Annotated in this window: 20 protein-coding genes; 14 read left to right on the top strand and 6 right to left on the bottom strand. The window is 54.1% G+C overall.

The features are described 5' to 3' along the window. The first annotated feature begins 796 nt into the window (after positions 1–796). Together IDH45_RS21785 and IDH45_RS21780 are read left to right on the top strand one after the other, a co-directional pair. Positions 797–1486 carry a hypothetical protein gene (locus IDH45_RS21785; RefSeq protein ID WP_190930252.1) on the top strand — a complete coding sequence of 230 codons (690 nt, stop codon included), beginning with the start codon at positions 797–799 and terminating at the stop codon, positions 1484–1486. A gap of 31 nt (positions 1487–1517) precedes the next feature. Continuing rightward, on the top strand, positions 1518–2255 hold the full coding sequence (locus IDH45_RS21780) for an RQC domain-containing protein (protein WP_190930251.1): 738 nt from the start codon (positions 1518–1520) through the stop codon (positions 2253–2255). 221 nt (positions 2256–2476) lie between these two features. Here IDH45_RS21780 and IDH45_RS21775 read toward each other — a convergent pair whose 3' ends face one another. Together IDH45_RS21775 and IDH45_RS21770 are read right to left on the bottom strand one after the other, a co-directional pair. Then, entirely contained in the window at positions 2477–3106 is a 630-nt protein-coding gene (locus IDH45_RS21775) for a YfbR-like 5'-deoxynucleotidase (protein WP_190930250.1), read from the bottom strand. A gap of 96 nt (positions 3107–3202) precedes the next feature. After that, positions 3203–3958: a C40 family peptidase gene (locus tag IDH45_RS21770; RefSeq protein WP_190930249.1), complete on the bottom strand. Its 756-nt coding sequence runs from the start codon at positions 3956–3958 to the stop codon at positions 3203–3205. 160 nt (positions 3959–4118) lie between these two features. On the opposite strand from IDH45_RS21770, the gene IDH45_RS21765 reads away from it, so the two are divergent. From IDH45_RS21765 to IDH45_RS21755, 3 genes are read left to right on the top strand one after another with little or no spacing between them, the layout of a single operon-like run. Further along, entirely contained in the window at positions 4119–4577 is a 459-nt protein-coding gene (locus IDH45_RS21765) for a UPF0158 family protein (protein WP_190930248.1), read from the top strand. A 14-nt stretch (positions 4578–4591) separates the two neighbouring features. Beyond that, positions 4592–5020, top strand: a complete 429-nt coding sequence (locus IDH45_RS21760) for a hypothetical protein (RefSeq protein WP_190930247.1) — start codon at positions 4592–4594, stop codon at positions 5018–5020. After that, on the top strand, positions 5007–6683 hold the full coding sequence (locus IDH45_RS21755; protein ID WP_190930246.1) for an SWIM zinc finger family protein: 1677 nt from the start codon (positions 5007–5009) through the stop codon (positions 6681–6683). The genes IDH45_RS21760 and IDH45_RS21755 overlap by 14 nt, the downstream gene beginning before the upstream one ends. 80 nt (positions 6684–6763) lie before the next feature. On the opposite strand, the gene IDH45_RS21750 is transcribed toward IDH45_RS21755, so the two are convergent. Next, positions 6764–7555 carry a YheC/YheD family protein gene (locus IDH45_RS21750; RefSeq protein ID WP_190930245.1) on the bottom strand — a complete coding sequence of 264 codons (792 nt, stop codon included), beginning with the start codon at positions 7553–7555 and terminating at the stop codon, positions 6764–6766. A 227-nt stretch (positions 7556–7782) separates the two neighbouring features. On the opposite strand from IDH45_RS21750, the gene IDH45_RS21745 reads away from it, so the two are divergent. Genes IDH45_RS21745 through IDH45_RS21735 form a run of 3 tightly spaced genes read left to right on the top strand, consistent with a single transcriptional unit; the run spans position 7783 to position 10975 of the window. Then, on the top strand, positions 7783–9006 hold the full coding sequence (locus IDH45_RS21745; protein ID WP_223836863.1) for a phenylacetate--CoA ligase family protein: 1224 nt from the start codon (positions 7783–7785) through the stop codon (positions 9004–9006). Between the two features lie 7 nt (positions 9007–9013). Continuing rightward, the gene (gene sbnA / locus IDH45_RS21740) at positions 9014–10000 is read left to right on the top strand and encodes a 2,3-diaminopropionate biosynthesis protein SbnA (RefSeq protein WP_190930244.1); all 987 of its coding nucleotides are present in this window, start codon (positions 9014–9016) and stop codon (positions 9998–10000) included. A 3-nt stretch (positions 10001–10003) separates the two neighbouring features. Beyond that, positions 10004–10975 carry a 2,3-diaminopropionate biosynthesis protein SbnB gene (locus IDH45_RS21735; RefSeq protein WP_190930243.1) on the top strand — a complete coding sequence of 324 codons (972 nt, stop codon included), beginning with the start codon at positions 10004–10006 and terminating at the stop codon, positions 10973–10975. A 183-nt stretch (positions 10976–11158) separates the two neighbouring features. On the opposite strand, the gene IDH45_RS21730 is transcribed toward IDH45_RS21735, so the two are convergent. Continuing rightward, positions 11159–12016: a helix-turn-helix transcriptional regulator gene (locus tag IDH45_RS21730; RefSeq protein ID WP_190930242.1), complete on the bottom strand. Its 858-nt coding sequence runs from the start codon at positions 12014–12016 to the stop codon at positions 11159–11161. 178 nt (positions 12017–12194) lie between these two features. Between IDH45_RS21730 and IDH45_RS21725 the strand changes: the two genes are divergently transcribed. Further along, a complete protein-coding gene (locus IDH45_RS21725; RefSeq protein ID WP_190930241.1) occupies positions 12195–13517 on the top strand; it encodes an ABC transporter substrate-binding protein in 1323 nt (440 codons plus the stop codon). 125 nt (positions 13518–13642) lie between these two features. Next, positions 13643–18544 (top strand): heparinase II/III domain-containing protein, encoded by a 4902-nt coding sequence (locus tag IDH45_RS21720; RefSeq protein WP_190930240.1) that lies wholly within the window; start codon positions 13643–13645, stop codon positions 18542–18544. Positions 18545–18679: 135 nt separating this feature from the next. Here the strand turns inward: IDH45_RS21720 and IDH45_RS21715 are convergent, their stop codons facing one another. Further along, a complete protein-coding gene (locus IDH45_RS21715) occupies positions 18680–20518 on the bottom strand; it encodes an alpha/beta fold hydrolase (RefSeq protein WP_190930239.1) in 1839 nt (612 codons plus the stop codon). A gap of 52 nt (positions 20519–20570) precedes the next feature. Beyond that, positions 20571–21152, bottom strand: coding sequence for a TetR/AcrR family transcriptional regulator (locus tag IDH45_RS21710; RefSeq protein ID WP_223836862.1), 582 nt, complete (start codon positions 21150–21152; stop codon positions 20571–20573). 313 nt (positions 21153–21465) lie between these two features. Here IDH45_RS21710 and IDH45_RS21705 point away from each other — a divergent pair, with 313 nt between their 5' ends. The 4 genes from IDH45_RS21705 to IDH45_RS21690 all read left to right on the top strand — a co-directional run bounded on the left by IDH45_RS21705 (position 21466) and on the right by IDH45_RS21690 (position 25484). After that, positions 21466–22293, top strand: a complete 828-nt coding sequence (locus IDH45_RS21705) for an ion transporter (protein ID WP_190930238.1) — start codon at positions 21466–21468, stop codon at positions 22291–22293. A 146-nt stretch (positions 22294–22439) separates the two neighbouring features. Then, positions 22440–23255 (top strand): substrate-binding domain-containing protein, encoded by an 816-nt coding sequence (locus IDH45_RS21700; RefSeq protein WP_190930237.1) that lies wholly within the window; start codon positions 22440–22442, stop codon positions 23253–23255. A gap of 30 nt (positions 23256–23285) precedes the next feature. Beyond that, positions 23286–24113, top strand: a complete 828-nt coding sequence (locus tag IDH45_RS21695) for a phosphate ABC transporter substrate-binding protein (RefSeq protein ID WP_190930236.1) — start codon at positions 23286–23288, stop codon at positions 24111–24113. A 33-nt stretch (positions 24114–24146) separates the two neighbouring features. Beyond that, a complete protein-coding gene (locus IDH45_RS21690; protein ID WP_190930235.1) occupies positions 24147–25484 on the top strand; it encodes a TAXI family TRAP transporter solute-binding subunit in 1338 nt (445 codons plus the stop codon). Positions 25485–25825 lie beyond the last annotated feature (341 nt).

Below are 25825 nucleotides of genomic sequence, written 5' to 3'. Positions count from 1 at the left end.
GATCGAAGGTTTTCTCGGCGAGTTGTGGTCTTAAAGAAGAGAAGGGGCTCTTTAATTGTCGGTTCGGCAAAGGGCGCAAGTTGTTCGTCGCCGGGTAGCCCCGTTTGGGCTTTCTGCCCTGCTTCAAGCGGAGAAGGAACCGGATAAGAGCGATTTGTACCCGCTATTTTGTCCGAAAACCCGTTTGGACACGGAATAAGAGCGGTTTGGGACCGCTAAAACCTGCGGAAAAGGTATCCCCCCATTAAATGGTTGAAATAAGGGGTGCAAATCGCCTCTAACGTTTCTTTTTTGTGGAAAATTCTGCAAATAGAAGCTACCAAAGACTCCTATTTTGTCAGGTAGCTCGTACGCGTTTCGTTTCAGTGAAGCCACTCATGACCTGCTCCCAAGAATGAGGGCAACGGGCTTCATTCGGAGTCGAGTTGATCCCACAAAACCTCATCAACGAGCAACTGGAGCGGAGGTGCTCATTCCCTCCTGCGCACATACATGTGGGTTTGCACGCAAAGACGGGCTGCCTCAGAAATCGTTTTGGGATGTACAGAGCCCACTTAGAACCGATTTCCTTGAGCCAAAGGACCTCAACCTCCACTTGACTTGAGAATAGAATTTGGGGTCCTTTCGTTTGGAAATCGGGACGTTCCTTGTCATGCGAGCCCTTTCGGGCCCCTTTTTTCTTATTGCTACGAATCTTTTATAGTGACGCGGCGCGTTTGTCTTGACAAAAAATGAGGACTTGAGATATAGAACAAGTAATGCAATTTCCATTCGTCATTTTCGGGGAGGTACGGCGTTGGGGAAGAAGAAAAAGAAAAAAACAAACACGCCGGGGGTTAAGCAAATGAACAGGGGGGAACGTCTGGCCTCTGCTGCATCGAGCTGGCTCGAAACCTATAACGGGAAGCGACGCATCCGTGGTTACCGCAAACATTTTGGAGTCGACGCAGGTACGGCTATTGCGGAACTAAGCCAGCTGGGTGTACTGCTAACCGGCGAGGAGATCCAGAAAGCGAGGCAAGGTGAGCGTGCGGCGGCAAACGCCAAACAAGCCCGGAAGAAAAAAAGGCTGCAGCGTCAAAAAGAGCAGCAAGAAGTTGACACTTGGTCGGATGGCACATTTGCTTACATTGCCGGGTATACGGATTGGGGATTTCCGTATGGAATTACCTGGGAAGAGATGGAGCGGATTGCCGATCAGGTAAGTCTGGATCGCACAGTTTCTCCCCGGAGCCATCGTAATCATCGTCGGCAGTCTACGGCGGACGAAGCGGAATGGCCGCTCGTTCAAGCACGGGAAGCGGAAGAAGTGCCGTTCGATCTGGAAGAGTGCATGAAATATTATGCGGATGTAGAAGTACCATTCGAAATCGGCCAAACTGCACGAATAGCGCCTCCGATCGAGGGGGCTTTCTGCGAGATGGCGGATACGACGCCGGACGGTCTTGGTTTTGATCCGAATTTTGCGCAGAATGGAGAAGAATAGCGTTTAAAAAGAATGAAAGGGAGAGTTGGCCTTGAAAACGAAGAACATACCGTTACCAGAGCCTGAATTGCGGGCGATTCTGAGGGGGGCCGACGATATCATTGCCGAAGGCGGCCGAACGCTGCTCTCCAAAATCTTAAAGGGGTCCAAAGAGCGGAAGCTGCTGGAGCTGGGGCTGGATCGGAATCCTTCATACGGATTTTATAGAGACCTCTCCTTGGAGCAGATTACGGATAAAGTGGATCAGATGATTCGAACCGGATTTTTGAAGACCGAAGTAGTAAACAAGCTTCCCAGAATTGCCTTTACCCCTCGCGGATGGGCGGTCGAGAGAGAACGGCGGGCGGAAGAATTTGTACAGGAATGGGATCGATGGCTCGAGAATGACGTGACGCCGATCAGCATGGAGTATTTGAAGGAACGGGACCGGAGCATGATCTTTTTGTTCTTGTTCAAAATGTTATGCTCCGGCGATAGGAAATACGTTCCGTTTCTGGAGTTATGGGAACGAGTGGATTTCAAGAGAGTGCGGGTTGAGATTCAGCATGTGATCGACGCTTTGAAGCAAAGAGAGCGTCTGAGTCCGTCCGATTGGGAACGGCTGATCGAGGAGCGGATACCATCGCTGCTTCTTCGCTCGCGCGAGCCGGTTATTTTGGCCTGTCGGCAATGCGGCCGTCCGTTCGTATGGGATGAGTTGAATCCGGAGTGTTATACGACGGAAGGGTTGCGTTTTCCGGAGCTGTGTCCGAATTGTATGGAGGACTAGCCTCAGCCATAGCGGGGTTCTGCTGGCGGATCTCCTATCGAGCTTGCCCGGCAGATGGGAGCCGGAATCAACGATACGACCCGTCATATGGATCTCTACCGCGGCAACAAGAGTGATATAACCGATCTGGGTCTGATTCCGGATAGAGGTGTCGTAATAAGGCATGGAGGATGAAGGGCGAAGCGGGGAAAGGCGGGTTGATAAATCCCGGGGATTCAGATCTACGACGCCAAAGCTTCATTCGTAATTTTCTCGATATCGATTGGCGATCTAGATCCCTCTCTAACCATATCGGGCAAAATATGCTGCAGAAAATAATCGACGCAATGGAGCTTGATTCCTTTCATTTTAATCAGCGCACTGCGATACATTACAATAAATTCTTTTTCGGTATTGCCCCGCTGCATCTCTGCAAACGCTTCATAGATCTGATCCATTTTATCCGCGACTTCCAGAATCTGTCCCTCCACCGAATCGTCCTTGCCTTCGCGCAGCTGTCTGCGGAAGATCGGCTTGAATTCCTCCGGAATATGCTCGTTGATGAAATGGGCGACCATGCCTTCCTCGACCTGCTGCAGCATGGCCCGAAGCTCCAGCGAGTAGTGCTTCACAGGCGTTTTGATGTCGCCGATGAAAATTTCCCCGTAGTCGTGGCTGCTCGTGACTTCATAGAGCTTCTTCCAATCCACCGTGACGCCGTTGCTTTCTTCGATATCCGCGAGCGTTTTGGCGTACTGTACGACTTTCCAGGAGTGGGCCGATACGCTATGCTCCTGAAACTTGAACTTGCCCGGGCAGCGAATAATCCGTTCCAGATCGGTTAACGATTGAAAATACGTATGAATGCCCATAGGTTTGAATTCCTTTCTTTGATGAGAGTATATAGCTCGGCTGCTTAGTTCCACTATAACCCCCGATTGTTAAGGGAGGATAAACTCGAACGAAATCTAGTCGAGAATACTCCCTCCCAAAGTAAACCGGTTGTTCAGCTGCCTCCAGGTCAACGGTCCGATATGGACGCCTCCGCTGTTTTTGGAAGGAGAGTGGATGATCTTCCCGTTCCCCATATAGATGCCAACGTGAGTAATGATCCGATCTGCCGGTTTCAAATTTTTGTAGTCAGCGGCCTTGTTCCCTCTGTAGCTGGAAAAAAACATCAGATCGCCGCGTTTGGCCTCCTTTAAGGAGGTGTACGTTTTTTTGGAGAAGGCGTTCACATAAGCCGCTTGACTTCTCGAATCCCACGGCAAGTCCATCCCAAGCGAAGTCAGGAACACCCACCGCGTAAAATCGGAACAATCGAACGTGGAAGGCTCCGTCCGGTCGGAACCGTACGCGTAAGGAGTGCCGATATAAGACTGGGCGATTTTAATGAGTTGTTCCACATGGTTCCCGGGGCCCGGGGGCGTAGGTGGTTTTGGGTGCTGCCGGATAAGCGGAAACCCATTCGGGTCCACCAGCGTTTTCCGGTCCGATTCTGCGATAGCGAGACTCCGCTTACGATGCTCTTTGAACTGCTGCTCGACCCCCAGATCGCCGAAGTACAAATCGGGATCGTCCGCTTGCTTCCCCGAACGAATGATCGGAGCAGGTTCGGTAACGGATCGGGGGCGCACCTCCCGATTGGCCGAGCAAGCAGACAAGAGTACCAAGCTACACCCTAGTCCGATTGCCAGCGTCTGAACCGATAGCTTTTTTTTCATCCTCATCCCTCCTGGACGCCATATGGATTTAGAATGTCAATTTTGGCTTTTTTTGATTCAAGCGAATCGTAGAAGGGGAAGTGTAAGCTTGAAGGCTGATCTGTTAAAATGAAAAAAAGAAATCCATGAAAAAAAGAAATCGATGAGAGGGCGATTCATTATGCGAGTGCAACTGATGGACGAGCTAATCGATGCTTACTTGGAGAGTGGCTTCGAGCATCCGTATTATTTGGATTTGCAGACCGGAGAAGTCATCCTGGACCTGGACGAAAAGGATACAGGGGTACCGGGAATTGATTGGGATGATGAAGCAAGCGAAGGACGATATGTGAATATTCCGAAAATCGATTCGAGAGAAGCGTATGCGGTGATGACCAAGTTTGCGCAGACTACGGAATCGGACCCGGACAACCTGCTGCTCGCAGCCCTTGACAGGAACAGGCCTTTCCGGGGATTCAAGGATACGTTGTACGACTTGAATCTGTGGGACCCGTGGAATCAATTCGAGCTAAAGCATGCGGAGGAAGTCATCCGGGAGTGGTTAGAAGAAGAAGGCTTGGATTACGAAGAATTAAATTTAAAGTATAAAGCGAATGATTCCAATTATTCGGCCTTATAAGTGGGGGATTTGATTTGAATCGTCAAGAACTGCAAAAAAAAGTTCGACATACCGTGCATCAATTGATCTGGGAAAAAGGATATGCGAGCCCGTTGGATTTGTTTCTGAAGATGGAGAAGGTGACTCCACAGCTCGTAGAGGAATGGAGATTTGGCAATGTTCCGTACCTGGAAAGGGTGATTCGCGGTAATCTGGCGCAGCTCAGCTTCATTATGCAACAATTTCGGCAAGCGGTAGGGGAACTGAGCCTTAAGGAATCGTACACAGCCTATTACAGATGGGGAAAAGGGCCGAAACGTCTGCTCCGGTTCTCCAAATCAGGTGACATCCGGGTTGAGCGGTACTATTCTACCCACTATGTGAAGCGGGATGAAAAGAAAAAACAACCGGACACTTTAGAGGAGCTGACTGGAAGGGAGGCACCACGGCTTGAATCTGAATAACCTGGACAAATGGATTGACCCCGTTATTTTGGCCCGAGGGCAAGCTTATGCAGACGAAGGTTCCGTACTCTCGATAGAGGAACAAGAGGACGGCACTTATTATGCGGAGGTGGAAGGAAGCGAGCTCTACGAAGTTTATGTGGAACTGGACGAGTCGGGGAATGTAGTTTCCGCTGAATGCGATTGCCCTTATGATTACGGACCTGTCTGCAAGCACCAGGCCGCGGCTCTGATCGAGCTGCGGGACCAGTTGGCCGAGCAGCCGGAGCGAGCCGATCAGCGGACAGCAAAGGAAAGCTTAGAGCAGCTGTTGGAAGCGGAAAGCAAAGAAAGCCTGGTTCAATTGCTGTTGTCTCTTGCAGCCGATTCCAAAGTGGTGAAGCAACGTATTAACCTCCACGTGGCCAAAGCGGGAGGGGCTGCGGAATTGGATAACTGCCGAAAGATGATCCGCTTGACGATCGATGCCAATGCGGACCGTCATGGCTTCATCGATTGGAGAAGTGTTGACGGCGCGGTTGAAGGGGCGGAAAAGGTAGCCGAAAGGGCGTTTGAGGCGGCGGAGCGCGAAGAATGGGTTCGGGCGGTTGAGCTTCACCTGTGTGTGGTGGAGGGAATGGTTGAACTGAACGAACGTTCGGACGATTCCTCTGGTACGATCGGGGCTGTCATTGCTCAAAGTCTGGAAGGGATTTACGAGATAACGTCACAGTCCGATCCACTCTCGCCGGAAGACAAGACACGGCTGTTTCATACGCTGCTGAATGAATCAGGGCAGCGGCGTTATGACGGTTGGTCGGATGAGCAGTTGGAGTTAATCGAAGCGGCTTCCCGCTTGGCTGTGAACGCAGAGCTTCGGCAAAAATGGGAGCAACGCGCATCCGACCTCGTGTCGAGGCAAACCGGGAGGGAGAGCTATGTTGCCGAGCGAATAGCCATGATCCGTTATCGGCTGATCCAAAGCCATGAAGGGGATGAGCAGGCGGCGGAATATGGGAAAAGCCAGCTGCACCTCTCAAACTTCCGGGAGCTCGCCATTCAGGAAGCGTTCCGGGGATGCCGGTATGATGAGGTTATCCAGCTGGCTGAAGAAGGGGAACGATTAAGTAAAGAGAAGGGTTTTCCAGGTTTGGTGTCTTCATGGAAAAAGCGTCGTTACGAAGCGTATCGTCTCTCCGGACAACTGGAGCTGCAGCGCGAGGTTGGAGTGGAGCTGATTCTGGACGGAGATTATTCGTACTATGCCCCGGTCCGGGATACGTACCCGCCCGCCGAGTGGCCGCCTGTGTATCGGCGCATGTTGGACCAGATGGAGAAGGAAGCGTGGCCCCGCACGATTTATACGAAGATTTTGGTGGAAGAGCAGGAACATTCCCGGCTTTTGGCTTATGTCAGGAAGCAGCCCGGAAGAATTGAACAGTTTTATTCTTATTTGCATAAGGTGTTTCCCGGAGAAGTGGCGGAATTATTCCATAGTTACATTGTTGCGTTGGCGGAGCAATCGACTAACAGAAAAGAGTATAAAAATGTGTGCCGGGTCATCCGCATGCTTCAACAAGCAGCCGGCAGCGAAGCCGCTCAAAACATGACGAAGCTGCTGCTTGAGACCTATCCCAATAGACCGGCTTTTCGGGAAGAGTTGTTAAACCTGGGCAAGCCGTAATCGAATTCGCTTTTCAAAGAGCACCTGCGGAAGGTGCTCTTTGTCCGTTCCAACGCATATACAGGGCACAGCAGTTCGGCTTATTTCACGGCCCCCTTTTTCGCCTTGGAGCAGGTCAGGCAGTAATGTCTCCCGTAAGCTTTGCCGTAGGCTACGATCTTATTGATGGTATGCCGCTGCTTAAGTTTGGTGAACGGGCAGGGGTCGGGCCGGGTATTCACCTCCAAGATCCACGGAGTGAGGCTGCGATCGACGGCAATATCGAGTCCGAGCTCGTTCATAGCCGGATAGGTGCGGCTGAATAAAGCGGCGGTCAAGCGGGCGATGCGGTTCATCCTGTGCAGAAGTCCCGCGGTTTTGCCGTCTCTCACGTGCGGCTTAAGGAGGTCGGCTGCCGGATAAATGGTGCTGCCCTGACTCCCGTTCGTAACCACCTTCCGGGGATGCGCGACGCGTCCGACCGTTCCGGTTGGCTCCCATTTACGGGACGGATTCCTTTGAATCATGACGCGGAAATCGAACGGGCATTTCTTATAATGCAGCATATGAATCCCTTGTTGGATCAAATAACGCTTGCCCCCGATGCGCTTCGAGAGGGACCGGAAAAGCTCCTCATAGGTCCGAAACGTAAAAAGCCGGACGCCGCTTTGATACCGGTACGAAGATCCGCGTTTCTCTACCCGCATGACCCCGATACCGAGCGAACCGCGATCCGGCTTTACGTATACCATGCGATAACGCTCCAGCATCCGAAGCAGACCGCTTCGTGTGAACGGGCAGGTGGCGGGAATATGTTTGGCAAGCTCCGGGTGATGAAGCAGCAGTTTTGTTTTCAGCAGCTTGCTTGTAACGATACTTTGGGAATGTTTCATAGCGGTTTCCTCCTTTCAAGTGGATTCGTGGCGGAAATGCTTGGTTCCGGGTTCTCTACAGCATACGGGACTGCGCGGTATAGGTGATAGCCGGAAATGGCCGGGAGCTATTCCTTTTTTGGTTCGGAACGAACGTGTATGGGCGGCCCGCATATGTTATAGGAACCGGGAGGGAAAGGGGATGCGATGCCCGCCCGGTCAAGCAGCGGAGGAGGAGGGGAAGGCGCATGGAGCGGCTCACAAGCCGTCAGGCGATCGAGAAGATGGCGCTGCGTTTTGCCTGGTACTTGCCTTTGCTCGGCCTCCGGCAGGTGGATGAGGCGAAGGATCGGGACTGGGAAAGCCTGCCCTTGATAACGGCTTCTGTGCTGGAGACCCATTACTATTCGGACCGTAATCCTCTAGCCGGGCGTGACGGCGTACATGGTTATCAGACATCCGGCACCAGCTCCGGCCGGCGCAAATCGATCTATTACTCCGAGCCCGATGAGGAGCACTATATCCGCATCAAGCTTGACGTGTTCCGGACCATTCTGGGAACGTCTTATCGGACCGCCATGGCCGATATGGGAACGGGGCATGCCGAGGCGACGGCGGTAGACGTATTTCGCCGGCTGGGAATGGAAGTGGAATCGGTGTCGTTTCGGCAGCCGGTCGAGCGGCATATCGAGCGGTTATCGGCTTTCAAGCCGGAAGTGCTGTATACGATGCCGTCGATTCTGGACCGTATCCTTCATGCTTCCGAAAATCCGGCGTCTTATGGGATTCGCCATGTGATTCTGGTCGGCGAGATTGCTTCCCCGGCGTGGATCGAGAGGACGGCCGACCGGCTGGGGATCGGCAAGACGTGTATAACGGATACGTACGGCTCTATCGAAATCGGCACGATCGCTTACTTCTCCCATGAGCACGGACGGTATTTGCTGGCGGAGGGACTTGTGGCGGAAGGGCTGCGTCCGGAAGAGATCGGAGCGGATCTGGAGCCGCTGGCGGACGACGAGGAGAGGGTGCTTGTGCTGACTTCCGCGGTGAGGGAGGCTTTTCCCGCCGTGCGTTACGTTACGTACGATGTCGTTCGCGATCTGCGCCCTGTATGGGCGGACGGCCGCTCGCGCCAAAGCTTCCAAAGTATCGTGAAACGAATCGGTCCGGATCTGAAGCACGGCGAGAAAATTAGCATTTACGATATAGAAAGCGTCGTATTCTGGCATTTGGAGCAAGCGAGCGTTCAGGTGAAGGTAGCGGGCAACGCTCTGATCGTATATATTCACGGGCCGCAACCGGCGGCGGAGCAATTGGAACAAATCCGGCACGACCTGGATAATCGGATTCCGGAGATCGGGACGATGATCCGCTCCGGCCTCCTGGATCGGATCCAGGTGCTTGGCGGCACTTTTGAAGACGAGGCCTACCGCGGCGCCGTCAAAAATAAAAAAATCGTTTACGAGTGAAGAAGGGATGCAAGTGGAACTCGAGGGTGGAATAGCCGATGCCATTGGCGGCACTCCGTTAATACGGTTCAAACGTCTTTTCGCCGATGTGCCGTTTCAGGTGTTCGGAAAGCTGGAGTGGATGAACCCCGGAGGCAGCTCCAAAGACAGACCCGCGCTGCATATGCTGCGCGAGGCAGCACGCCGCGGAGACGTGACCGGCGATACGGTTGTCGTAGAATCAAGCTCGGGCAATCTGGCGATCAGTCTTGCGCAATTGTGCGGTTATTTGGGGCTGCGGTTTATATGCGTGATCGATCCCCGCACGACCGAGCAGCATAAGGGGATCATCCGTTGTTTCGGCGGGGAGATCGATCTGGTCGACAGGCCCGATGAAGAGACGGGCGAATATTTGCCGGCGCGCATCCGGAGAGTCGGCGAGCTGCTTCGGCAGCTGCCTCATGCTTATTGGACGAACCAGTACGGGAATCCGGATAACTATGCGGCCCATCAGGAAACGACGATGAGGGAAATCGGGGAACGGCTCGGCGAGGTCGATTATTTATTTTGCGGGGTCAGCTCCTGCGGCACGATACGGGGATGCCGGGAGTATGTCCGCAGCCGGGGATGGGCCACAAAGATTGTAGCGGTCGACGCCGCCGGGAGCGTAATTTTTGGCGGGGAGAAAGGCAGCCGGATATTGCCGGGTCTGGGAGCGGGGGTGACGCCTCATCTTTACCGGCCGGATGTAGCCGACCATGTCCAATATGTATCGGATATCGATTGTATTCAAGGCTGCCGGGATTTGGTCCGGTACGAGTCGATTTTGGCGGGAGCTTCGTCCGGGGGCGTCATTACGGCGATCCGGCAAATGGCTGTTAGCATACCCGAAAGGGCCGTCTGTGCGGCTATATTGCCGGACCGGGGAGAGCGGTACTTGGACACCGTGTACGATGACGAATGGGTGCGGCGGGAGCTTTCATACGATCCGGTACGTGTATCGCAGGGAGGCTAGCGCATGATTTATTTACATGACGGTCCTATTCGCGAGATCGGGATCGACTGGGGGAAGCTGACGGAGATCGTGGAAGAGATAATCCGGTTAAAGGACGCCGGGGATTGCGTTCATCCGCTGAAGCCATACTTGCGTTTCCGGGAGCCGCAAAATCGGATCATCGCGATGCCGGCTTTCGTCGGCGGAAGTGTCTCTATGGCGGGGATTAAATGGATCGCCAGCTTTCCGGACAATCACCGTCTCGGACTGCCCAGAGCGCATAATACGATTATTTTGAATGATGCGGCAACCGGCGAGCCCGTCGCTTTTCTGCACTGCGGATTGCTGAATGGGTTGAGGACGGCGGCAGTCAGCGGGCTTATGCTTAGAGCGTACATCGCGGCGAGACATCCGGCTAAGCTGAGGGTCGGAATTGTCGGATGGGGGCCGATCGGGCGTCTTCACCTGGACATGTGCGCTTCTTTATTAGGGGATCGGCTGGAGCGGGTAACCTTGTACGATCTGAAAGGAATCGACCGGGCAACCGTACCCGAGGCGGTTCGCGGTATAACCGACATAGCGGACGATTGGCGCCCGGTGTATCGCGGATCCGATGTTTTTGCTACATGTACGGTATCCGCCCAACGGTATATCGACGAGACGCCGCCGGAAGGGACGCTGCTGCTGAACATCTCTCTTCGGGACTATAAGCCGGAAAGCGTAGCCCATGCGAAAGGAATCGTAGTGGACGACTGGCGGGAAGTATGCCGGGAGAATACCGACGTGGAGCAGTTGTTTCTTCATCACGGCCTGCAGGAGTCGGACGTCCTTACGTTCGCAGACATTGTCTGCCGGGAAGGGCTGGACTCGCTGGACGAAGAGGAGCCGGTGTTTTTTAACCCGATGGGGCTCGCCGTGTTCGATATCGGGATCGCCGGTTATTACGTGCGGGAGGCGCTGCGGCTGGGGAAAGGAATCAGGTTGCCGAACGGGTAGTCGGAGATCGTGGTCGTCCGGAATTCAGGTTGCTGCGCAAAACGGTATTTCCTCGATCCGATATAGTAGGGAACGAACGTACCCTGGGCATTCCGCTTTTCGTAGCGGAATGCCTTTTGCTGTTCTTCATACCGCTTATTTTTGAAACCGGTTACAAAAAATCGCCGCTTGATCGGCTTTCGGTCACGGCGTAAGCCGTTGTATATACTCTTTCGGAGAGCAGCGGTTATAACGTTTGAACAGCTCGTAGAAATGCGTCATGTTGCTGATGCCGACTTTCTCGGCGATTTCCGTTATATTCACGCTTTCGGTCAATAGCAGTCTTTCCGCTTTTCTGACTCTTTGCATGTTGACGTATTCGACAAACGATACGCCGATGATCTTCTTGAAATATTTGGAGAAATAATGATAACTCATGTTCGTCATTTTGCTGATCGTCTCCATCTCGATTTTGCCGGACAAGTGCTTGTCGACATAATCAAAGACCGGGTGCAGATTGTAGGCGGACGGGGGCTCGTTCCAATTTTCCATGTTATTTTGCTCGCTTCGGACAATGGTCAGCAGCAGCCGCTTCACATGAAGGTCGATTGCGATTTCGTATCCTCTGCGTCTGCTCTCCATTTCCCGGTGAATGCACGTAATGGCATCGCCAATATCCGACTTCAACTGGGGATCGGTCTGAAACCAATCATTGTATCGGCTGAGCGGACCGTCGATTTCATAAAATGTCCGGTAATACAGCATGACGGAGGGATCGGAATAAGCGTGCATATCGAAATGCAAAATGAGGTACACGACTTTCTCCGACAGCACCGACCAGGTGACATGCGGCTGGGAGGCGCCGATCAGCAAGACGTCTCCAGGCTCCAGGGTGAATACGCGCTCCTGCACGCGAATCTGAAGCACGCCCTCCTGAATGTACAAAAATTCGAGCTCCCGGTGGTAGTGCCACTTCCTTTGCAACGGCTCCCTGATTTTCATATGCTGTAAAGTTTTGATCCGCAGCATGTTGTCCTGATAGTAGATCGGCTCATCGTACATGATCGTCGCACGCCCTCGCTGAACAAAAATCGTTATAAATCGGACAAATGGGGACATACAGCCAATTTTTGGGGGCTCTTATAATTAGGTATACGGTCATTATAAGGCAGGCGGCGAAGCCGCGGCAACCTAATATGACCGCATCAGGCAAGCCAATTCCATAGGGAGGGGTTCATCTATGAAAAAGAAAGGGATACGCAGAGGGAGCATCGTCGCTCCGTTGATGCTGGCGCTTGTGTTATCGGCGTGCGGGGGCGGACAACAAGCGGCGGCGCCGGAGGGAAGCGCTCCGCAAGGCAGCGCCCCGCAAGAGGGGACGCAGCTGAAAGTACCAAGCGAACCGGTACCGATTACGGTGTACAGCAACAACAAAATGACGGAGGAAGCGTTTAACAAGCAATACGGCGACGCCATCCGCAGCAAGTTCCCGAACGTCAAACTGACCTTTACGTCCGATGTTCTGAAGGATACGATCGCCGCCAAAGTGCCGATTGACATTATGTTCGGCTCGATCGGAACCTTTTTTACCCACCTCTATGATTTCGAGCTGCAGTACGATTTGAGCGAATTGGCGAAGTCGCGCGGCTACTCGTTCGATAAGCTGGAACCGACTATGGTCGATCTTCAGCGGAAGCTGGGCGGCGGGAAATTGTACGGCTTGCCGGTATGGACGGCGACATCCGGGCTGTTCTACAACAAAGATCTGTTCGACAAGTTCGGCCAGCCGTATCCGAAGGACGGGATGACGTGGGAAGAGTTGGCGAGCTTGTCCAAGGCGATGACCCGTGTCGAGGGCGGAATCCAGTATTACGGTTACGTCACCTCGCCTGGCGCCCAGATGTCGACGAACCAGTTGGGGCTTGATCCGGTCGATCCGAAGACGATGAAAGCGAACTTGACCGCCGAGCCCTGGAAGCAATTTATGCAGAATATCGTCGATGTGTATAAGGCGGCGGGCTTGACCTATACGAAGGATGAACTGGACATTGCGAAGAGCCGCAATTTCTTCGAGAAAGAATCGCGGGCGGCGATGTATACGAATTTCACGGGCGGCACTCCTCTTGAGACGATGAACTGGGATGTCGTGCAAGTGCCTTCCTTGCCGAATGCGCCGGGGGTCGGCCCGCAGCCGTACCCGAACTATTGGTATGTCGCGTCCATCAGCAAGCAGAAGGAGACGGCTTTCGATATCATCGCGTTCCTCACCTCGGAGCAGTTTCAGATTCCGCATAACAAGGCCGGGTATGCGACGGTGTTGAAGGACCCGGAAATCAAGAAGCAGTACGGACAAGATATGCCCAAGTTCCAGGGGAAAAACGTGTCGGCGATGTTTCCGAAGAAGTCATCCGCTCCGATGAACTACACGCCTTTCGCCAATGACGCTCAGGTTGAGTTTCAGAATGCCTTCCTCAGCCACATGCTGGGAGAGAAAGATTTGAACACGGCGCTTCGCGATGCGGCGGAGCAGCTGGACAAAAAAATTCGGGAGAAGACGAAGTAAGCACGGCCGACAAACGAAGGAGAACGATACATTAGACAGAGAAGTGGAGCGGGCAACCCGGTGAAATCGTACCAGTTTGTTTATAGGACAGGTGAACAAGCGTGCGTGGAATAATAGGGCGGGTAATGAGAAAACGGGTGGCAATCGGCCTCATCCTTCTGCTTTTTGTATCGGGACTTCCCGTCATGCCGGATTTCTGCGTTGCAGGGACGGCTTCGGCATCATGGGCGGACTTGCCCAATGCCGGGTTCGAAGACACGACTGCGGGCAAGCCGCAGCACTGGACGGCTACGGGTATTGCGGAGTCCTCGACGGAGCAGGTGCACACCGGCTTGCGGAGCGTCAAGCTGACCGATCCGAGCAACGTCACGTCGGCCCGATTGCGCAGTGCGAAGCTGCCGGTGCAAGCCGGGCAGCCGTATGAAGCGTTAGTATATTCTTACAATGTGCAAGGGACGTCCGCTTTGTTCGTGGAGTTTTGGGATGCCGGCGGCAATTTGCTGACAGTCCCCTACGAAAGCAATACGACGTTGAATCGCTGGAAGGAGATCAAGGTATATGGGCAAGTTCCGGACATGGCCGCGGAAGTTAGCTTGCGGTTTTATCTTCATCAAACGAATGTCGGTTCCGCGTATTTTGACGATGCCGCCTTCCGCATCATGAACGTGCTCGATCCGCTGCAAAACGGAGACTTGGAACTGGTATCGGGCGGTTTGCCGGTCCATTGGAGATTGGCGGCGGGAGAAGGGTATTCGACCAGCGAGAAAGCATATAGCGGCACAAATAGCGTAAAGCTCGTCGATTCCAGCAACACTTCGTCCGTCAGTTTGCGCAGCAACCGGATGAAGATCGTCCCCGGACAGAGATACGAAGCGAGTGTTCAATCGTTCAATGTGCAGGGCACTTCTCAGCTGTATATCGAGTTTTGGGACGCGGGGAGCACGCTGCTCGCTACGTTCCCGGCCTCGAACACGACACTGAGCCAGTGGAGCGAAATCCAGGCTAGCGGGGCGGCGCCGAACGGGGCGGTTTACGCGAGCTTGCGGCTTTATTTGCATGTGGGCAACGTAGGCACCGCTTATTTCGACGATGCGGCGTTCCGCGCCGTTCCGAACGACCTGCATCGGGACTTGATGAACGGAGCATTCGAGCTTGTGACGGGCGGCAAGCCCGATCATTGGAACGAGACAGGGGGCGGTGTCGCGGTCTCGAACAGCGTCGTGCATGGTGGCGTGAACAGCGTACAACTTACGGACACCGGTTCTTCCGGTCAAGCTGCGCTGCGCAGTCATCTTGTTCCGGTCGAAGCGGGAGCGGACTATAAGGCGGGTGTTTTCGTAAACGCTGCTTCGGGGACAGCCGAGCTGAGGCTCGAATTTTGGGACGCGAACATGAATGCTCTCCTTAGCTTTCCGTCGGAAAGCGCCGCTCTTCATCTATGGGAGGAACTGACTGCCGAAGGAACGGCGCCGGAGAGCGCGGCTTACGCCAGCTTGCAGCTCGGCATCGGTCGGGATCAGGCGGGAGTCGCTTCCTTCGACGATGCTTCGCTCAGGAGGAACAGCCCGGTCGCAGGCAGCAAGACAAGAGCTACCTACTATACGCCGGATAAGATTGCCGCAGCACGGAGCAACGTTCAGCAATACGCATGGGCGACCACTCTACGCGACGACGCCGTGACGAAAGCCGATCGTTACTTGTCGGGCGGGCTTGAATTTCTGTGGAACTCCGTGCCGGCCCAGACGCTGCCGCGCAGCTACGGAGTGAATCAGCAGCTCGGCAGTCCGATTACCGGCAGAGCGATCGACCAGTACGGCAATTATCCTTATACGGCCGACCCGGTCCAGCAGCCGTGGAAAATCGTCGACCCGAGCAGCGGCTACACGTTCCCGACGAACGACTTCGGAGCTTATTATACCAGCGGGCTTGATGAGCACGGGGTGTTTCGGCCTGAACTGGCCGATCGCGGCCTGCTGGTCAATACGCTGTATCCGGAGAAAGGGGCGGGCTGGGGCGTCGATGACGGCTTCGGCTGGGTGGATGATCAAGGCATTCGCTACACGTTTATCGCTTATTACGTGCATTGGTTTCTGTGGTACAAAACGGGAATGATTCAGGATGCGTTGATCGCATTCAAGGATGCTTACCTGTATACCGGCGATATGAAGTATGCCCGGGCCGGGACGATTATGCTGGATCGGGTTGCGGACGTATACCCCGAGCTGGATGTATCGGCTTATAATCGGACGCTGTATCTGAATTCGCACGGCGGGACGGGCCGCGGCAAGGCGGTTGGCTCCATCTGGGAAACGGAGCTGGTCAAAGAGTTTATCGGCGCCTATGATGCCTTCTATCCCGCAGTTGGCGATCCGCAAATCGTCGCCTTCCTGGGCGCGAAATCGCAGCAGTACCGGCTGACGAATCCGAAGAGCGGCGGCGGCGATATCCGGCGCAATATCGAAGACGGTATTGTTAAGCAAGTGTATCCTTCCGTCAAGTCGGCGCATATTCACGGCAACGACGGGATGCATCAAAGCGCTCTGGCGATGGCTGCCGTCGTTTACGACACTTTGCCGCACACGAAAGAATGGCTCGATTTTACGTTCCGTTCGGGCGGTCTGCTGACGAATCCGTATCGGGTAACCGGCGGGAACATCTGGAACTCACTTGTCTCGAACGTGGACCGGGACGGCAGCGGGAATGAGGCGGCTCCGGGTTACAATGCGCTGTGGTTGTCCCGGCATCAGCTTACGGCAGACCTGTTGGACGGATACGATCTGTACCAGGCCGGAGATTTGTATCAAAACGTCAAGTTCCGCAAAATGTTTTCCGCGCTGTATCCGCTTACGTTGAGCGAAGCGTACACGGCCAATATCGGCGACTCGGGTTATACCGGCAACCCGGGAATTAGCGTCAAGCTGTCCGATATGGTCAAAGCGTTCGATCGGTTCGGAGACCCGGTGTTTGCCCAGATGGCTTATTTTCTCAATTACAATCGAGCCGACGGGATTCATAAGGATGTGTTCTCGAATAATCCGGAGCAGGTAAGCGATCAGATCCGCAGCGTCATCGCCGAGCACGGGCCGCTTGATTTGAAGAGCAGCCATTTAAGCGGCTACGGGTTTGCCGCTTTGCGCGACGGACAAAGCCATAGTCAGCGGTTCGGCATACCGTACGAGTTTCCGTTTATGCCCGTGACGGCGGGCAATACGCCGCACAAGCTGTTTGCAGAATCGGGCACGGTCCAGTTGGAAGCGTCCGCTCCGGGAGCGACGATCACATTCGGCTTCCAGGTGCCCGCGACGGACGAATACGATATCGATCTGCTTCCGTTCAAGGCGGCAACGTACGGCATCTACCGCATCTCGATCGACGGGCAACCGGTGAAGGAACTGGACTTCTACGGAGGCCGCACGGATGATTTCGAGACCATCGTCAGGATGACGCTGACGGCGGGAACGCACCATATTACCTTTGAAAGCATCGGCAAAAACCCGGCAGCCGGCAACTACAAGATGGGCGTCCGCACGCTCAGTTTGCTTGACGAGCAAGCCCGCGCCTTGCGGGATCAGGCGAATGCGCAAGGCAATACGCTGCGCGATTTCTGGATGTACTACGGACGGACGAGCGGACACGGACACCGGGACGCGCTGAATGTGGGCGTTCATGCCTTCGGTCTCGACCTGGCTCCGGATCTGGGCTATCCCGAATTCGCCGACAACCTCGATAAGCATCGGCACCAATGGGTGAACAATACGATCAGCCACAACACCGTAGTTGTCGACCAAAGGAAGCAGGAAGCGCAGTGGGTAGCCGATCCGAAACATTTCGACGACACGGAGCGCGTCAAGCTGATTGATGTGGAAGCGCCCGACGCGTACCCTCAGACGGATCTGTACAAACGGACGACGGTCATGATTCAGGTGTACGATACAGCTTCATATGCCGTCGACTTTTTCCGGGTGAGCGGCGGCAACGACCACCATTTCAGCTTCCATGGGGCTGAAGGGACGGTCGCTACGGAAGGGCTTGCGATGGTCGGACAGCCGACCGGAACGTATGCGGGACCGAATGTCGGCTATGGCGAGCGGGTGGACGACGTCGACGGGCGCGGCTATATGGGCAGCGGATTCCACTATTTGAAAAACGTGTCCCGTGATGCAAATCCGGCAAGTTCGTTCAGTGCGGACTGGGCCGTGGAGGACACCTGGAACGTGCTGTCCGAGCCGGAAGACATTCATCTGCGTCTAACGATGCTTGGTGATCTGGACGAAGTAGCGCTGGCGGACGGAGTGCCGCCGCAAAACAAACCGGGCAACCCCGAGACGCTTCGTTACTTGATCGCCCGCCGAAGCGGGACGAATCTGGACAGTCTGTTCGCCTCCGTCATGGAGCCGTACAAAAACGAGCGATTCATTCACTCGATCGGCAGCGCGGTTGTGCGCGAAGGGGGAGCGATCGTCGATTCGCCTGACGTGAAGGCGGTCAAGGTGGAGCTTACGGACGGGAGAACCGACTATATCGTCTATTCGTTGAATCCGGATACGGAATATACGATTGACGGCAAAATTCGCTTCAAAGGATTCCTCGGCGTGTATTCCGAGTTGGATGGCGAGCAAGTGTACGGATACATCCACGACAGCGCCTATATGATCCCGGTGAGCGCGCCGGCTGTTCCGGCTGCCGCGGCCCGGCTGGAAGGGACCGTGATCGATTTCACGCGCGTACTGTCCGTCAGCAACCATATGGACATTCAGATGGCGGTATACGGAGGCGGCGTGCCGGATGTAATCGGAAAATGGATATTCGTCGACAACGACGGCGTCCGAAACGCGGCGTATGAAATCAAGGATGTGACGCCGCTTGGCGGCGGCTTGTACAGGCTGTCCGTGGGCGATGCGACGTTTGTCCGTTCCTACGTCAACGCGGCGGATTTCAGTCAAGGCTTCGTGTATGATATAGCCGCCGGCAGCGCGTTCCGCATCCCGCTTACGGCGCAAACTTACGCGGCGGCGCCTTTCCCTTGATACCAGGCCGTCCATAGGCATGGATTAAGTGGAGCAGCACTTCGGCATCAACTGCACTTCCGGATGGAAGGAAGTTGATGCTGAAGCGCTGTTTGGCGTTTTTTAGCGCGGATTCATCCGGTGCCGTCTCTCTTCTTATTGCTTCAGGGCCATTTGTATAGAACGTGCGGCTGCTTCCGGATGCGATATCGGGAACTGGTGGGCATAAGGCAGCGGTGTTACCCGGAATGCATCCATGGAGCGGGGAAGCGCGTGCTCCGTATCGGTTGTTCCCCACAAAATCGCAACCTGCTTCGGATTCCAGCGTGCCGGATGGACGGTTATATGTTCAGGTCTGGACAGGCGGCTCATCACTTCGGCGGTCGTTTTCCTTACTCGTGTAGACTTACATTCATTATGCACATAAGAAAGATAGCTTTCGGGAATTTCTTCGGCGTTATCGAAGCTTTTGGTTTGAAGCATTTTTCTCATTAATGAAGATTTGGACAGGAACTGCAAGCCGGTTTGAGTCCGGAATGAAGAACGATACCGGGAGCTTATGGACTCCAGCACAGGCTGAAGCAGCACGGCTTTTTCGATGCGGTCCGGTACGGTCTCCAGCATCTTCGCGGCCAAATATCCCCCGAACGAATGCCCCGCGATGATCACTTTCGAATCAAGGCTGCGTATCAGCTCCTCCACAGCGCGCTCGAAGCCTTGCAGGCCGGAACCCTTATGGTGGTGATAGGGAGAACGGCCGAATCCGGGAAGATCGGCGAGATAGATCGGATGCCCCAGCTTGGCCAGGGACTGCGCCATCGGCAGCAAAGCCAGCGAGGAGCTGAACGTGCCGTGAACGATCACGATCGGGATTCCGCTTCCTTCGCTTTCGATCGTGGCCAGACCGGCCCTTCTATGGAATCGGAACGGCTCGGGCAGACGGACAGCTCCATGGGACAGCCGGTAATCCAAGTCGGTGATGACAAAGGGCAAGGCCGATTCGTTTACGGACAGATTCAGGTCGTATTTCGTCTCTATCGCCCGCTTGGAGGCCGTCGGGAACTCGGATTGCACGATGAAATCCACGGACTGTCCGGGAAGCTGTACTAGTTTGTCGGCGCCGGCGTTCAGCAGCTTCTTGATGAGCCGGGGCGGAATCGAGCCGATTGGAGCGGCGGCCCGGACCTCTCTGGCAATGAGCCGGACCAGCTCGGTGATGCCGGGGCTGTTCCGCTTGTCATCCAATAAATAATAGGTGTCGCTCACCGGATTCGCTTCCTCCACCAAGGCGGAAATAAACGCCGCGACATGGTCGGCGTGCACGAGCGGAAGCCAGTAGTCCGGGCCGCCCGGAGCCAGAGCCATCAGATTTCGGCGCACCGCATTCACCAGGATGCCGAGCCCGCCGGTCTGTTCGGTTATTCCCGTATAGGAGTCGCCGATCACTACGCTCGGGTTCACTACGGATAGCGGGATTCCCCAAGCATGCAGCTTTTGGCGGATCAGCAGATCGGCCTCGAACTTCATTTTCTCGTAGGGAGGATCTGAGCGATCGTCGTATGTGGGAGCATGGCTGTCGTTGTCGCGATCCGAGTAAGGCGACTTGAAGCCGACGACGTGGATAAAATGCCGGAGCCCGCTCGAATCGTGAACGGTTTTGGCGAGACCGGCGATTTCTTGAGCAGCGTGGACAAACAGCTGACGGGCTTCCTCCTCCTGCAGAAGAATATCCATCGGCCCGCCGGCGTGTATGATGGTGTCTACGTTGCGGAGCAACTGCCGATCCTCCGGACTGAGGCCGAGCGAAGGCTTCGTCAGATCGCCGCGCACCGCCGTAATCGAAGACATGTCGCTGCAGCCGACCTCCTTCATCGCTTCGGCCAGCCTTGCTTCAGAACGGACCAGCACGTAGAGGCGATGTTTCGCTTTCGCCAAGGCCGCGACCACGCGCCGCCCGATAAACCCGCTGCCCCCTGTTATGAATATCGAACTCATCATTATGCACTCCTTTTATAGTACTGTTTAGTACTAGTTGTGGGTAAAAAAATTACTTCAGCATATAGGCCAAAGTTTGTAAAAGGTTGGGCAGGAAGGCGGAGTCTCTATGGGTATGCTGCAGAAATAACCCGCCCTCGATCGTGGAGACGATCAGCTCTGCGATCCGCGAGACAGGCAGCCCGGGCTTGAATTCTTGTCTATGGATGCCTTCCTGCAGCAGCTTCTCCAGCGTGAAGATTTGGTTTTGGAAAAAACGGGCGATCTCCTCTCTGACGAAATCCGATTCATGCGACGTCTGGACATAAATCGTAAGGAAGGGACAGCCGCCCAGGCTATGGGGCTGCTGCTCGGAAAGCACCTCGGCGAACCGGCCGATTCGTTCCGTCACAGTCAGCTCGGTCTGGCCTGCGATGTCTTCGATGATCTGGTTGTAAGTCCCGGTCATCTGGCGGACGATGGCGGCCAGCAGCTCCTCCTTGCTTTTGAAATGGTAATAAATGTTCGTTTTGGATACTTTGCTGGCCGTGACGATTTCATCCATGCTGGTCACTTGGTAGCCTTTCTCCAGAAAAAGGACGGTTGCCGTTTGCAGGACGATATCGCGGTTGGAACGTTTCGCTTTTTTGATCATACTAGAACTATACAGTACTAATTAATAAATTGTCAAATAGCGGATTGCTTAATGGCATAAACCGTACAGGCGATTAACAATAAGCCGGATACATAAATGAGGCTCCGGCAATTTGTCATGTGACAAACTCATGACACCGATCACTACTTTGGAACCAGGTTATTCTCTATAATCAATGTCAGCTAATCGAAAGAATTGATTAAAAGCATGTTAGGGGAGATTGGAAGTTTGACCAAACCAGGCGAAGGTTTTGAGAAGACAGGTTGACGATAGTTTTCGTACATAACCAATAAGGAAAGGTCGTTTGTATCGTATGAGCACCAATCAACCATCTAGTTTCGGGGCCTTCATTCACGGCAAGGCATTCACCAGCATCATATTGACGGTTGTTTTCCTGAACGCGATCGTAATCGGACTTCAAAGCTACCCGCAAGTGAACGCGGCGTATGGATCGCTGCTACAAAGCTTGGATCTCGTGTTTTTGATGATTTTTACGGTGGAAGTCATATTGAAAGTATTCGTAGACCGGACGAACTATTTCAAGGACGGCTGGAATGTGTTCGATTTTATCGTTGTTGCGGCAAGCTTACTCTTCATCAGTTCCCCATTTGTAAGCGTGCTTCGAATCTTGAGGGTGCTGCGGATTTTGAAGACGATCTCTTCGATCCGCTCGCTGCGCCGTATTATTATCTCGCTCTTCATGGCCATTCCGACGATCGGGAGTATCGCGCTGCTTATGATCATCGTGTTTTATATATACGGTGTGATCGGGGCTACGTTTTTTGCGGAGATTTCTCCGAATTATTTCGGTAATTTGAGCAAGTCGCTGATCACGTTGTTTCAAATCGCGACCTTTGACGACTGGGCCAACATTTACCGGCCGATCGCAGAGACTACGCCGCTCTCTCTCCTTTATTTCGTGACGTTTATTTTCATCGCGGTATTCGTCATGCTCAACCTGGTCGTCGGGGAGATTGTCAACAACGCGGCCAATATCCAGAACGAAGTTCAAGAGATTGAGAAGGAAGTTCACGAGATCAAAGCGGACTCCTCCGAGATCGCGCTGCTACGGGAAGAAGTGAAGGAATTGAAGCAGCTGCTGCTGGAAGAACGGCAATATCGGCATGATCGAGCGGTGTAGCCGGACCCGGGAGGCGCCAAGTCGGAAACGCCACAAAACCGGAATCGGGCCTATGGGCGTTATGCCCTAAACAGTCAGAAGACGTCTTAATCAGAGCGTCCGGCTGTGTTACGGATCAGAGGAATTTCTAAGGGAGGTTGCCCGGGATGAAAGTTTTTCGGATGCTGGCGGTAATCGCGCTCGTCCTGAGTATGACTCCTGCTCTTGCTCAATCGGAAGGCGCGGAAGCTACACGATACATCCAAGTCAGAGCGGCATCCTCGATGCTTGCCCTGCTCCGGACGTCAGCGGAGAGCTACATGGAGCGGCATCCGGATATCGCCATCTCCGTAACCGGCTCGCAGAGCGGGTCGTACCGGGGGATCAAGTCGATTATCGAGGGGACTTCGGACATCGGCGGTTCTTCGTCGGAGCCGGATGAAGTCCATATTCAGTTGATGGAGAAAAAAGGCGTGAAGGTCGTTGGCGATATCGTCCAGAATGACGCGGTCGTCCCGATCATCCATGCCGGTAACCCGGTTACGGGCTTGACGCTGAAGCAGCTCAAGCAGATCTATACCGGAGAAATCCGCAATTGGAGCGAGGTCGGAGGGAAGGACATGCCGATCCATGTCGTCTCCCAGTTGGGGAATACGGGAGCGTACGAAACGTGGAGCAAAATTGTGCTCGAAGGAACGGCGATGGTTACAAAGAATGCCGCATTTCTGGATACGGTCAGCGCCGTTAAATCTGCGGAGACGAACGAAGGGACGATCGCGTATTCGGGTTTTACGAACATCACCGGCAATCAATCGGTCAAAAAGGTTGTTGTCGACGGAATCGAGGCGAACGAGCGGACGATTCGGGATTCGACTTTTCAGATCAAGCGCTCGTTGGCTTTGTATACGCTGGAGGGGGCTCCCCAGGAAGTCCAAGATTTCGTCAAATACGTGCAGACACAGGCTAATCAATCGAAACCGTAAACTATAAGGCCAAAGGATGATCGGATCGAGATGGGACCAATCGGACGGAAAGTGGGCCTGGGCGCCGCCATGCTCTTATGCATATCCCTGTTCACTGCGGGATGCGGACTGCTGAATACGGCCAAAGAAGACAACAGCCTGCTGGTTGCCGGAACGAAACAGTTCTCCGGTTATTCGAGCTTGTTCCAAACGGAATTTACCAAATCGCACAAGCATACGATGGTTGTCATTCAGGAAGGAGATACGACCCCCGGCATCCTCGCTCTCCGTAACGGCGCGATCGATGTGGCGATCGCTTCCCGGGATCTGAACGAGAATGAAGACGATAAATGGACGCAAAGCCATCTGGCCGCCAAAGATGCGATTCATCTGATCGTTCATCCGGGCAACCCGGTCGCGGATCTGACGATTGCCCAATTGAAAAGTATACTCACCGGCAAGGCCGATAACTGGAAGCAGCTCGGGGGACCCGATATGCCGATTGCATTAGTCTTTACGGGGACGGCATCGGATACGTACGGGGGACTCAGCGATCTGGTGATGGATGGCGAGGAGATGGCCGTCAAAGCGGCGACCCAGGCTACGGGCAAGGAAGTCGTGGACGCCGTTGCAGCGGACAAGCAGGCTGTCGGGATTGTCGCAACGAAGGATCTGGACGTTAAGATCAAGGCTCTGACCGTAAATAACGTCGAAGCGAACCGGACTACGATCTATTCGGGGAGATACCCGTTGACCCGCTCGATCTACTTCGTAGTCAGATCGGAGCCGTCGGAGCTGACCCGCAAGTTTGTGGACTTTGTTCTGGGCAAGGACGGACAGGCGTTGCTGCAGAAAGGAGGGGCGCTGCCTCTCCATTAGATTAGAAAATAGACCGAATAATGAGGGAAAGCCATGGAAGCCGAACAACTTTTAAGCAGCGAAGCGATGTCCAAATTTCAGCGGAAAGCCTGGTTTCGTAAAACGGTCGCCGTCGTTCTGATTGTGCTGATTCTCGGCTTAACGGGTTATTTCGTATACGGCCTGATTCCGAAGCAGTACACGTTAACCATTACAGGGGGAGATATTCTCGGCAACCGGCATCTGATCGCTAAGGTGCTTAAAGATGAGGCGGCCTCGTATGGAGTGAACTTGATCATTCAGCCGACGGAAGGTTCTGTGGAGGCAACCCGGAACGTAAGCGAAGGGAAGCTGGATATCGCCCTTGTGCAGAGCGGGCTGGAGGATAAGCTGCCGAATGTCGAGCATGTGGCCACACTGCCTGCGGAGGTTACTCATTTTCTGGTGAAGCCGGATATCCGGGAGATTGAGGATTTGAAGGGGAAAGTGATTAATACGGGCTCAAAATCGGACGGCACCCGGCTAACGACCAAGCAGGTGCTCGACTTCTCCAATCTGGAGGCCGGCGTCGATTATATCGAGACCAACTACAGCTTCGAGCAGCTGGTGAAGATGAAGGCGGACAAGCTTCCGGACGCGATCGTGAACATTTCTTACTCGCCCTCTTTTGTGGCGGATTATTTGGTGAAGGAAAGAGGGTATACGGTGCTCGAGCTGCCGTTCCCTCCGTCTCTGGCTCTCCGTTACGGCTGGGTGGGGGACGGGGCGAAGATTTTGGCCTATACGTACAACACGATCCCGCCGGTGCCTGCAACGGATATAGCTGCGGTAGGCGTCAATCTGCAGATGATCGCGAATTCGAATGTACAGCCCGAGGCGGTCTCCAAGCTTCTGGAAGTGCTGTACAGCCCAACCGTGGTGAACCGGATCAATCAGAAGGTGGACGAGTCGAACATAACAACGGCGGCCAGTTATCCGATCTCCAAGGGAACCGTGGCGTATTTAAAAAGAAACGAATCCTTTTTCTCTCAGGAAACGATGGAGCAGTTGAAAAATCTCCTTGGTCTGCTGTTCACGCTTGGTTCCTCCTCCTTAATCGTGCTGAAATGGCTGAAGGGCGGCAGGCTGGACGACGATCTGGAGTTTAAGGAGTACATCGCCCTGGTATCCGCTATCGAGAAAGAAATCGGAGCGCTTGAACAACAAGGCGGTCTCGAGGCGGAGCAGCTTATGCAATTAGCGTACAGACTCACGGCGTTAAAAAGCGAGGCGCTGGAAAAGTATAACCGAATAAAGCTGAAGGACCCGGCTCTGATGGACACCTTCCTATCCAGCGTAGCGGATACGCGCCATTATGTGTCGCTCTTGATGGAACGTGTACGAACGGCGTAGCAGAGGCGCCGAAATAGGGCTTTTCGGGCGGGATAGCCGCTCTCACTTCTTCCTTTGTCCGGCATCTACTACTAGTAGACGGTAGGAAGGTGGAATGAAGGTGAGAGCGAGACGAGCCACGTATGTTGCAGCGGAATTTGGTGCGGATTCGATAATGTAACTGGAGAGAAGTTGAACTGAAACCCGCTTGTAGTAAGTGTCCTTAATCAAGAAGCAGTCTTTGCAGATCCGTTCTGCGAGGGCTGCTTTTTCATTGGACGTAAGGTGTGTCGTGTAAGCTTTTTGTAAGAGCGGGTGTTGTAAGATGGGAGAAAGTTTGCATTTCCTAAATGGAGTTTGGG

The sequence above is a fragment of the Paenibacillus oceani genome (assembly GCF_014705615.1).
GTDB lineage: Bacteria > Bacillota > Bacilli > Paenibacillales > NBRC-103111 > Paenibacillus_AB > Paenibacillus_AB oceani.
This window is presented reverse-complemented; position numbering and strand designations above follow the sequence as displayed.

What these genes read in the sequence shown, in the direction of transcription:
- IDH45_RS21775 (WP_190930250.1), bottom strand. Translation starts at nt 3,106, where the DNA reads ATGGGCATTCATACGTATTTTCAATCGTTAACCGATCTGGAACGGATT.
- IDH45_RS21770 (WP_190930249.1), bottom strand. Translation starts at nt 3,958, where the DNA reads ATGAAAAAAAAGCTATCGGTTCAGACGCTGGCAATCGGACTAGGGTGT.
- IDH45_RS21765 (WP_190930248.1), top strand. Translation starts at nt 4,119, where the DNA reads ATGCGAGTGCAACTGATGGACGAGCTAATCGATGCTTACTTGGAGAGT.
- IDH45_RS21750 (WP_190930245.1), bottom strand. Translation starts at nt 7,555, where the DNA reads ATGAAACATTCCCAAAGTATCGTTACAAGCAAGCTGCTGAAAACAAAA.
- IDH45_RS21745 (WP_223836863.1), top strand. Translation starts at nt 7,783, where the DNA reads ATGGAGCGGCTCACAAGCCGTCAGGCGATCGAGAAGATGGCGCTGCGT.
- sbnA (WP_190930244.1), top strand. Translation starts at nt 9,014, where the DNA reads ATGCAAGTGGAACTCGAGGGTGGAATAGCCGATGCCATTGGCGGCACT.
- IDH45_RS21735 (WP_190930243.1), top strand. Translation starts at nt 10,004, where the DNA reads ATGATTTATTTACATGACGGTCCTATTCGCGAGATCGGGATCGACTGG.
- IDH45_RS21730 (WP_190930242.1), bottom strand. Translation starts at nt 12,016, where the DNA reads ATGTACGATGAGCCGATCTACTATCAGGACAACATGCTGCGGATCAAA.
- IDH45_RS21725 (WP_190930241.1), top strand. Translation starts at nt 12,195, where the DNA reads ATGAAAAAGAAAGGGATACGCAGAGGGAGCATCGTCGCTCCGTTGATG.
- IDH45_RS21720 (WP_190930240.1), top strand. Translation starts at nt 13,643, where the DNA reads ATGAGAAAACGGGTGGCAATCGGCCTCATCCTTCTGCTTTTTGTATCG.
- IDH45_RS21715 (WP_190930239.1), bottom strand. Translation starts at nt 20,518, where the DNA reads ATGAGTTCGATATTCATAACAGGGGGCAGCGGGTTTATCGGGCGGCGC.
- IDH45_RS21710 (WP_223836862.1), bottom strand. Translation starts at nt 21,152, where the DNA reads ATGATCAAAAAAGCGAAACGTTCCAACCGCGATATCGTCCTGCAAACG.
- IDH45_RS21705 (WP_190930238.1), top strand. Translation starts at nt 21,466, where the DNA reads ATGAGCACCAATCAACCATCTAGTTTCGGGGCCTTCATTCACGGCAAG.
- IDH45_RS21700 (WP_190930237.1), top strand. Translation starts at nt 22,440, where the DNA reads ATGAAAGTTTTTCGGATGCTGGCGGTAATCGCGCTCGTCCTGAGTATG.
- IDH45_RS21695 (WP_190930236.1), top strand. Translation starts at nt 23,286, where the DNA reads ATGGGACCAATCGGACGGAAAGTGGGCCTGGGCGCCGCCATGCTCTTA.
- IDH45_RS21690 (WP_190930235.1), top strand. Translation starts at nt 24,147, where the DNA reads ATGGAAGCCGAACAACTTTTAAGCAGCGAAGCGATGTCCAAATTTCAG.